At 32.9% G+C, this 9,153-nt stretch carries 10 protein-coding genes and 1 pseudogene; all 11 read right to left on the reverse strand.

The genetic code is table 11. The features are described from left to right. Nucleotides 1–262: 262 nt before the first annotated feature. On the reverse strand, nt 263–1,192 hold the full coding sequence (locus tag B1B04_RS25000) for a LamG domain-containing protein (protein ID WP_079564419.1): 930 nt from the start codon (nt 1,190–1,192) through the stop codon (nt 263–265). Next, nucleotides 1,193–1,516, reverse strand: a pseudogene (locus tag B1B04_RS25005) (discoidin domain-containing protein); the annotation flags it as partial. Between the two features lie 18 nt (nt 1,517–1,534). Further along, the gene (locus B1B04_RS25010) at nt 1,535–2,200 is read right to left on the reverse strand and encodes a hypothetical protein (RefSeq protein WP_079564424.1); all 666 of its coding nucleotides are present in this window, start codon (nt 2,198–2,200) and stop codon (nt 1,535–1,537) included. Nucleotides 2,201–2,241: 41 nt separating this feature from the next. Continuing rightward, a complete protein-coding gene (locus tag B1B04_RS25870) occupies nt 2,242–2,379 on the reverse strand; it encodes a hypothetical protein (RefSeq protein ID WP_170939083.1) in 138 nt (45 codons plus the stop codon). A 69-nt stretch (nt 2,380–2,448) separates the two neighbouring features. After that, entirely contained in the window at nt 2,449–3,651 is a 1,203-nt protein-coding gene (locus B1B04_RS25015) for a discoidin domain-containing protein (RefSeq protein WP_079564427.1), read from the reverse strand. Between the two features lie 17 nt (nt 3,652–3,668). Next, a complete protein-coding gene (locus tag B1B04_RS25020; protein WP_079564429.1) occupies nt 3,669–4,892 on the reverse strand; it encodes a discoidin domain-containing protein in 1,224 nt (407 codons plus the stop codon). 68 nt (nt 4,893–4,960) lie between these two features. Continuing rightward, the gene (locus B1B04_RS25025; protein WP_079564432.1) at nt 4,961–6,268 is read right to left on the reverse strand and encodes a LamG domain-containing protein; all 1,308 of its coding nucleotides are present in this window, start codon (nt 6,266–6,268) and stop codon (nt 4,961–4,963) included. Then, nucleotides 6,269–7,336, reverse strand: coding sequence for a hypothetical protein (locus B1B04_RS25030; RefSeq protein WP_079564435.1), 1,068 nt, complete (start codon nt 7,334–7,336; stop codon nt 6,269–6,271). Nucleotides 7,337–7,359: 23 nt separating this feature from the next. Next, nucleotides 7,360–7,692: a hypothetical protein gene (locus B1B04_RS25035; RefSeq protein ID WP_079564437.1), complete on the reverse strand. Its 333-nt coding sequence runs from the start codon at nt 7,690–7,692 to the stop codon at nt 7,360–7,362. Between the two features lie 264 nt (nt 7,693–7,956). Beyond that, nucleotides 7,957–8,262, reverse strand: coding sequence for a hypothetical protein (locus B1B04_RS25040; RefSeq protein WP_079564440.1), 306 nt, complete (start codon nt 8,260–8,262; stop codon nt 7,957–7,959). Nucleotides 8,263–8,847: 585 nt separating this feature from the next. Then, nucleotides 8,848–9,153 (reverse strand): hypothetical protein (locus tag B1B04_RS25875; RefSeq protein WP_170939084.1); only part of this gene is annotated, 306 nt, incomplete at its 5' end.

Genomic DNA, 9,153 nt, shown 5'->3' on the forward strand with positions numbered 1-9,153 from the left:
GGCTTTATCTGCTCTCACGATAATATCAAAAGAACCGTTAGCGTCAGGTGTTGAGCCTAATTCAGATTTTAGTCGAATGAAGAATGGCATTTCTTTGTTGTTTTTTTAGCACACCAATTAGTCTTAAATCAGGCTGAGGTGTGAAAGGAGATCGGTTTGTACTAAACTCACAGGTCGTTCCTAATATACTTGTTTAAATTATCTTTACTATTAGCCATTGTATTGACCTCCAGTATTTTTCCATATTAAAAGGACAACTAGTTTAATAGTTGACCTCAATCATTGCAGTTTTAAAATCATTGCTGATAGGAATAGTAAACATTCTGCCTTTACCTAGTGGTGTTCTGTTATTAGTCACAATCTCATATTCAGTTGTGGTTTTAGTAAAATCAATAGGTGGTGTTTTAACTGATGAATCAATCTCTTTTATAACTCCACCTTGAGCTAACATCATATATTCTGCTGTGTTTGGAATCTCTTTTACACGAGCTGTGTTAGGGGATAAAACAAGGTTTTTATTGTCTGTTGTTTTAACTACTAAACGTTTTTGTGTGAAGTCAGAAGGGGAGAGAGCTTTGTTGTAGATTTGTAAATCATCTAATTGCCCATTAAGATATTGATTAGCATTACTGATAGATGTTCGCCCTATTACAAGATTATTAGTATGACTAGTAACTAATTGGTCTAAGAATCCAATAGATGATATACTATCATTAATATAAATATGGCAAACCTGTTTTGAAAAATTGACTGAAACCATAATATCATACCATCTATCAGTCTCTAATTTCTTATCAGAGAATACTGGGTTTGATGTGTTATTAACCCTTACTACTACCTTTCCATTATTGATAGGGTCAGTACCTCTTATAGCTATATCAATACCGTTACCTGTTGTAGTCCATCCTTGCGTTGAAAAAACATTGTATTGCTGAGAAAAGTCTCCTCTTACTTTAATTTTGAATCTGACGGTTAATTCGCCTGTTGGCGGTTTTAAATTAGTAGTAATATATTGATTGCTACCGTTAAAATCCATTGCGTGACCTTCATCATTCCAACCACTAACTCTAGTAGCTCCTGTAACTGTGCCTGTATAGCCATTACCTAGCTTGTCTACAACGTTTCCACTTGCTTCATCAAATCCAAACCATGCGACACCATAATGTTTCATTAATTGCTCTGTTGTTGCCATTTACTTCACCTCTCTTTTATATCCAAATTTAACTTCGCACCATGACGCTACGTTACTACCGTTTGTTGTATGGTTTACTATTCTGAAATATCTATAACTACCATATTTTAGATTGAATATATATGTTGTTATTCCTTGCCAATCATCTTTACTAAAGCTGCCTAGTTCTGCCCATTGTGTGTCATCATTTGAGCCTTCTATAGTAAAGGTCTTTGGCATTTGGTCAATATTTTCAATTCTACGAGCTGTTAGAGCTATACGGTTCACTTTCTTCTCTGTTCCAAAATCTAGTTTTAACCATGACTCTAGGTGTTGACCAGATGCAGAAGCCCACGTGTTATATTATGAACTATCTACTGTGTTACCATCAAAAGCTTTAGATGCCCCATATATACTTGAGTTAACACTACTAGCACTCGCAACAAGTGGGGCAGGAGCAGTATCAGAAGTCATGTTTGTGTTGTACCATGTATAGATAGGCTCAAATTTCTTTTTCTCTCCAATCTCTATGATGTTCAAAGTATTAACCTTACCAATGTCATGTGTAAACACTTTACCACTCACATTAGCAACAGGTGTGTCATTAAAGTGTCTATGTTTATCAAATGGTATATCTAATTGAATCTCTTTACCCTGTTCAATACCATGTAAAATCATGTTCTTATCTGAGCTATCTAGAAGGTGGATTAGGGTGTTTTCTGATAGGGAATATATCTTATCACAATCGCTAGGATTTTTAAGTGCTAGTTTCTTGATGTATTTCTTAAATTGCTTCAATTCTCCATTTGAATCTATATCTATACAGTCAAATGCGAAATACTTCGATTGATTATTTTTTATTTGTACATTATGCTCTTCATTTGATAGAGAGCTTTTCTCAAAAACTAAAGATTGAAAAACCATAATAGAGCTTTGTGCTACTGGGTTTATGATATGCTCTCGTCCATCTATAAAAATACTAACACTAGTAGAATCAGAAGAACTTCCCGAAACTCCTATAATTCTCAATTTATTTCCTGTGAAATTGAAAGCTATCATACCGTTTTCGTTTAAAAGAGTTCTATTTGATTTATAATAATTAGAGTTTGCTCCATAAGTATACCTGAGTAAGTAAATAAAATATCGTTGTCATTATATCTTTTCCAACCGTTCTCAGGAGCAGTTAAGGCTTGTCCAATTGTTGCCATTAAAAATTATTCCTTTCTTATTGTATTAAGAAGTCAAAAAAACTCAGCATTATTTTAAATAGTTTAAAACTATTTAAAACTAATAGTGAGTGGTTTTTTATCTAATTGAGTTGCCCAAAGACCTTCCTCGTTTTTTGATACATGGTTTTGTAAAATATATATTTCATTAAATATTGGTCTACTTATGTTTGTTAATGAAGTATAACCATAATCAACAAAAATTTGTTGAGATATAGTTGGTAATGAATATAACAAGTTTAAGTTGTATCCAAATAGAATCTCTCCTATGCTAACATAGGTTGCTCCATTGCTACTAAGGGCTTCCAGTCTGTAATATTGATAAGCTGTCATATTAAAAAAAGTAAATTCCCTTGTTTCTGCTATGCCCCAATTTGTTTGATCACTAAATTTTCCTAGTTTGACAAAATTCGTACCATCGTTAGAAGCTAGTATATTAAAGTCTTTAGGTGTTCCTTTTGTAACCTCAGCGGTAGTTCCTGAACTTGTTAATCTTATTCTATTTACAATTTTTTTAGAGTCATATTTTATTTGAACCCACCCTGTCGCAATATTGTTTGTACACCAATAGTCATATTGGTTTGTATTTATTGTCCCGTTAAAAGCTTTCCAAGCAGAATAATTTGAATTATATTCACTACTTGCACTAGCAACGAATGGGGAAGGTACAGTGTTAGATGTCATTTTTGTTTCATATATAGTATTGGTTGATTTAAAAGAATATATCTTATTGTTAGATTTTAACAAAACATTGTCGTAATAAGTTAGATTTGGTGTTTGAATAGAGTAGACTTGGTTTTCTACATACGTTGAAGTATTGTGCATTTCTTGTAGTACTATGCTATCATCTACATCTATAGCTACAACTTCAACTGAGTTTTGTTTTCTATCTGTGCCATTAGCACAATATGGAACAAAGTCAATTTTACTTATAGCTATAGGTGTATTAAAGGATATTTTTATAGTATCTGCGGAGTTACTTAGCCAATAATTAATGCTTGGATAATTAGTAACAATTGATTTATCAGTATCAAATGGAGAATCTACATAATAATAAGTACCCCAACTATTTGTAGTATTTACTGTTCCTGTTATGTCAGTTCCTTTAATATAGAATACATTTGATGTTGAGCTATTTTTTGTAGAAAATTTTATAGGATAAATGTTTCCTTCTCTATCATAGAATCTAACACCTCCTATAGTGTAATAAGAGCTCGCTTTAGTACACTTGAAGGATATTTGTTTTACCGTCATTACTTCACCTCAATTCTCTAATTAAAACCTATACTTAAAGGTTTTCTATCTAACTGTGTCGCTCGTATTTCTTCTGAATTTTCTGAAACTTCACGTTGTAAAAGGTAGTTTTTAATTGGTATAGGCTCATTTAGTTTTAATAGCTCTATTTGACCATATTTAATAAAGTTATCTTGTGAACTTTTAGGTAAGCCAATCATAGTGTTGCCTTTATATCCAAATTGTAATTGCCCAATAGCACTATAACTACTATATCCATCATTAGAAATTATTGTTAATCTATAAATACGATATTTTTTAGCATTTTTAAATGTAAACATACGGGTTTCATTTAATGCCCACTTTGTTTGTCCTGTGATATTTGCTATCTCGTCAAAAACTATACCATCATTTGATGCAGTTATTGTGAAATCTTTTGGGCAAGCATTTGCTGTACTTCCTGACCTGGAAGTAAGTTTTATTTGATTACAGTATTTAGGGGAACCGAAATCTAGTTGAACCCAACCTGCTATTGAGCCACCAACTGTTACCCAACAATCATTACTATCATTATTTGTTCCATTAAATGCTTTCCAAGCAGGGAAAGTGGCACTCCAAATGCTACTAGCACTAGCTACCAAAGGAGAAGGGGTATCATTAGAGGTCATTTTAAGATTGTACCAAGTGTCAGTTAATTTTAGTGAATATGTCTTATTTTTAGATTTAAACAGAGATTTTTCTAACCGAAGTTTCTCAGAGCCATCAAAAGTGTAAACTTCTCCTTTAGCCACACCTAAAATATCACTATGTTTTGTTTTAAATGTTTTTGCTTTATAGTTGAGGGTAAAATATTGTGTGCCTCCACCTGAAGAACTTCCGACTATACCTAATCTAAAATCTTTAATCGTGTTTCCTTGTGAATCAATTAAGTTTGTCCAACTAGAAAATTCACCACCATCTTTGTTCCAACTGAACTTTCCAACTGTACCTGTTAAGTCCAGGAGAATACCATATGTTGCACCGGCAACTGCTGAGCCAAGTGGATATAGGGCATTCATGAACTTTCCGTAGCTAATCCAACTTTGATTAAGAGGGGTTGCAACACCTATATGTTTATAACTCACTGTGTTTTCAGAAAGAATTTCACAATAAAACATACCATCTCCTAGTCTTCTAAGCCCATTGGTAGTGACCCCTCCAAGGTTAGAAACGCCTGTTCTTAAACTTCCGTTGCTCCAATTCCCATCTATTGTAATTACCATTTATTTCACCTCTACTTTAATACTTCTTATATACATATTATTTATATCCCATATAACTCTATCATTCATTACCTCACCTCAGTTCGGATAGCTCTAATATCGAAATGCTTTTTTAAGTCAATTGGCTTGCTGAACACTTTTCCAACTTCTCCTGACACTAAGATGTCTTTTTTTAGTGTCATTTCAGTAGGTTCTAATTCTGTTACCTCTCTGTCAAATAGGGGGGGGAGGGATATACCATGTTCTAAAAATTGGGTAGAGCTAGGGAGAGTGTTAGAAAATGATACTATTCTTTTAGGGAGGTATTCAGATAAAACAGTAGTGTTTGAATAAGTTCCATCACCAGCATACTTACTTTTATCTTTACACACTGTACCAAATGTTTCGTCTTGTGGATACCATGCTACTAAATTATCAGACATACTATCTTTTTCAGAGAGTTGATACATGTTTGTTGATATTTGTAATTCTGTTCTTGCAACATCCCAAATTCTTGAATCTTTTATTTCTCCTTTAAAATACTCTATATAACCCGAAGTAACAGCAGGATTAGCTCCTATTGAGAATATAGCAGATGTGTTTGAAACTTCTCCACTATATTTTAGCTCACTCACCTTAACACCATTTATATAAAATAGTATGGTGTTGCCATCAAATGTCGTTGCTATATGTGACCATTGGTTTAATGGAAGCTCGTTTCCATAACAATATCTATATGCACCATTTAAATAAAATCTTGAATAAGGTTTTCCATTTAGAAGACCTATAGAGTGTCCTCCATTTTCAACGTTTGACATAATATCTTGATATGAGCTAGAAATTACATATGGTTTAACCCAAGTTTCTAATGTCACTATGTTATATTTGTGAACTTTTGTTGTTCTCATATAAGAACTTGTACCATTGTAGAACACTGAGTTAACTTCTTCTCGTTTAACTTTTTTGTACTCTCCTTCATGATAAATAAAAGACTTATCAGGAACAAAATATGTTTTGAGTTCTATTTCTCTGATATAGGTAGGGTATGTTCCTCCACCTGTTTGATTGTTTTTCCCTCTGATAGTTAACTTATCGTTTTTCCGTATTGTTAACATTGGTAGTGGAGAGTCTACATTATCATTAAAAGTTCCTATATATTTACCATTCAATAGTATTTCTTTATTAATAAAACCATAGTTGGTTCTAATCACCTTAATGCCATCAATATACAATTTTCCTTCTAGACCACTAAAAATAATGTCTATATTAATTTGTGCAAGGTTGCCATAATACATATAGGTAGATTCGGTTCCATCAAATACTTCTGGGTTACCACTAAGTATTTTCCTTCTATCGCCTTTTCCACCCCAATTGTCATAGCTTGTCACAATGTCCATTTACAACACCTCAATTCTGTCAATTCTTTGCCATTGGCTACGAGTAATTTTCATCCTGTGCAAACTTCCTTCATCTGACCATTTGGTATCTATTTTCATATCATATGTGTAATCACGTCTGAGCTTTAGTGAAGTTGTTCCATCCTCGTAAAAGTCTAGTTCTCCAATGCCTGAATAAGTTACATTTCCATTATTTTCAGACCACTTAATTCTGTAGGCATGATATTTAGTTTTATTTGATAATACATATACTTTTTCTGTGCTTATTGTAGTCCATATTTGATTAGTCTGTTTATCTAAGTCTTTCCAATTGCCATTAACACCATCTGTTGTATCATTGCTCCCTTGAAGAACCCAATTCTTAGGCATATAATTGATTTGACCACTAGCACTAGGGCTTGTAAGTTTGTATTTAGTTATTCTTTTTTTACTGTTAAAATTAAATCCTAAAAATCCACTTGTTTGACCTGCAATAGTGCAAAAGTAAGTTGATGTACTTTTATCAAAAGCGTGCCAATTACTATAACTTGCACTGAAAAATCCTGAGGAAAAGGGGAATCCTTCTGTGGAAGATGTGTTTGATGTTAATTTAGGTACTATATAGCTACCTGCTTTTACTTCATTTTCTTCAAGAAACTCGTTGATATTAAAATCGCTTTTAGTTATAAGAAAAACATCAGACACAAACCCTGCAAATAAGTCTATTCTCACCTGAATATATTGTTTAGTTTCAGACTGAATTGTTCCATCTTCCGCAATAGGAACCCAATCAGACCAATCATAATCATTTGAAGAAACCCTTGTTAATACAATGAATGAGCTTGCTCCATTTACTGTGCTGTCTGAGAATACTTTCTCAAAGTCTTGAAAAATATCGCCCAAATCAATAACATCAGAAGTCCAAGAACCTTGCTCTACATAGATAGGTCTTCCTTCACCATCTTCATCTATATCAACTAACTCTAAAAAACCTGTGTCTTTGTTAATTTTAGTTTTATCATGTGTTCCTGAGACACCAATAGATAAACCTATTTCTTTCTTCTCTGTATTACCGCCTATAAGAGCCATAATTGTATTTTCCTTTCCTAGTATTAAGTATGGATTATATTACCTTCTTGTCTACCTCCTGTATCAATAGATTCAACGCCACCAATAAAGGTAACAAAATTACCATTTACGTTTGTGAATGAACTTTCTAAAAACAACACAATTAATTTTGAGTTTTTAGGAGATTTAATCTCTCCAATTTTGGCATTTAAGCCTTTGCTAACAAGGTTGTCTACTAATTTTTCAAGTGAGTATTTTCCTATGTCTATTGTGTAGACTTTCTCATTGAAAGACTCAAATAAAGATAACTTGTTATTAGTGGTAGTTATTTCTAAGGAATCATTTTTATCAGGTAGATGTAACCAAAATCTTTTCATAGAGATTTTCCTTTCTTAGTTAACTAATGATTACCAAATTCATTTGACCTGCTCTATGGGCTTCTAAAGGGGCATAGAAGCGTTCTATTTCAATCCCTCTTGATTTGAATTCCAAATGACCATTCATTGATTTGTTAGAAGTTATTTTAACTTCAATAAAAGCACTCTCATTAAAGGGAAGTGAAACAACAGGCTGAAAGAATAATAAGAATAATTGAGTATCATCTTTCGTTTAAGTTGCCTTGTAACCAAAGTTAATTGTCTTTAAATTAGATTTTTGTAGCCCTTGTACATTATTGAAATCTGTAAAGGTTTCTTTATATGTGATAAGGTCTTTGATTTCAAAGTGTTTGTTGTTAAATGATATGTTTTTCCATCTTCATCATCAATGTACTCAATTTCAATTCTTCTACCATTTAAGTTAAAGGAACCATCGGACATTGCGAAGAATAGTTTCATCCCTTGACCGAACAAATCAAAACATATGACCTGAATTTTCTGTATTAAATAGAAATCGCTTTTCTTTTGCGTAAGTAGGTTGTACTCAGCAAAAGTTTTTACCATTTGCATAATTAGCGTCCCAGTTATAGGGAATACTGATTGCTTGATTGTTTCCTGATTTTGTGAATAACATTTTTATCAATCTCCTTCTTTGTATTGAAGTATTCTAGAAAAACATAAAAAATAGGGTAGGGGAGAAAGCCCCTTACCCTATAAAATCAATGTTTTATCCTTTTGATACAATTATATCACTTTTGTGTGTAACAATATGAGACAAGTTGCATTAACAGTTTTTTTACCTGCTGACGCCGTGGCAATTTAACAACTGACTTGTTTTTATCTTTAACAGCTTCAATATTTCCTGTTATGTTTCTATCACCACCATTGCGGTCACCAGTTGCGAATGTTACTTCCAAGTGGTTCTGTCAAATAAACAAAAAAATTCTCCTTAACAAAAACGCTAAGGAGATGTTTAAAATTTAATTAATTTATGCTTTTTACTGAGCCAACCCAAAGAACTTTCAAGTCTTTCATCTTTTGTTTAGCGGAAGCTTCGTTTGCATATGTGCATGTTTAGAAGTAGAACTTATCTTTGTCTTCTTTGATTGTGATGTAATCAATGTTGGCAAGTTTGTTTTGCGTAACCTTTTGTGATTAGGCTTTATCTGCTCTCACGATAATATCAAAAGAACCGTTTGCGTCAGGTGTTGCGCCTAATTCAGATTTTAGTCGAATGAAGAATGGTATTTCTTCGTTGTTTTTTAGCACACCACTTAGTCTTAAATCAGGCTGAGGTGTAAAAGGAGATTGGCTTGTACTAAATTCACAAGTCATTCCTGTCGGGAAGTTTGCTGTATTAGCATACAAATGAATATCTTTAACATCATATCCATATTGGTTTTTCAGTACAATCTCATGTTCAAGTGTAGTTTGACCTGCAATAATGATACCAAAATCAAG

It is taken from the genome of Lysinibacillus sp. KCTC 33748, from assembly GCF_002237755.1.
Lineage (GTDB): Bacteria > Bacillota > Bacilli > Bacillales_A > Planococcaceae > Lysinibacillus.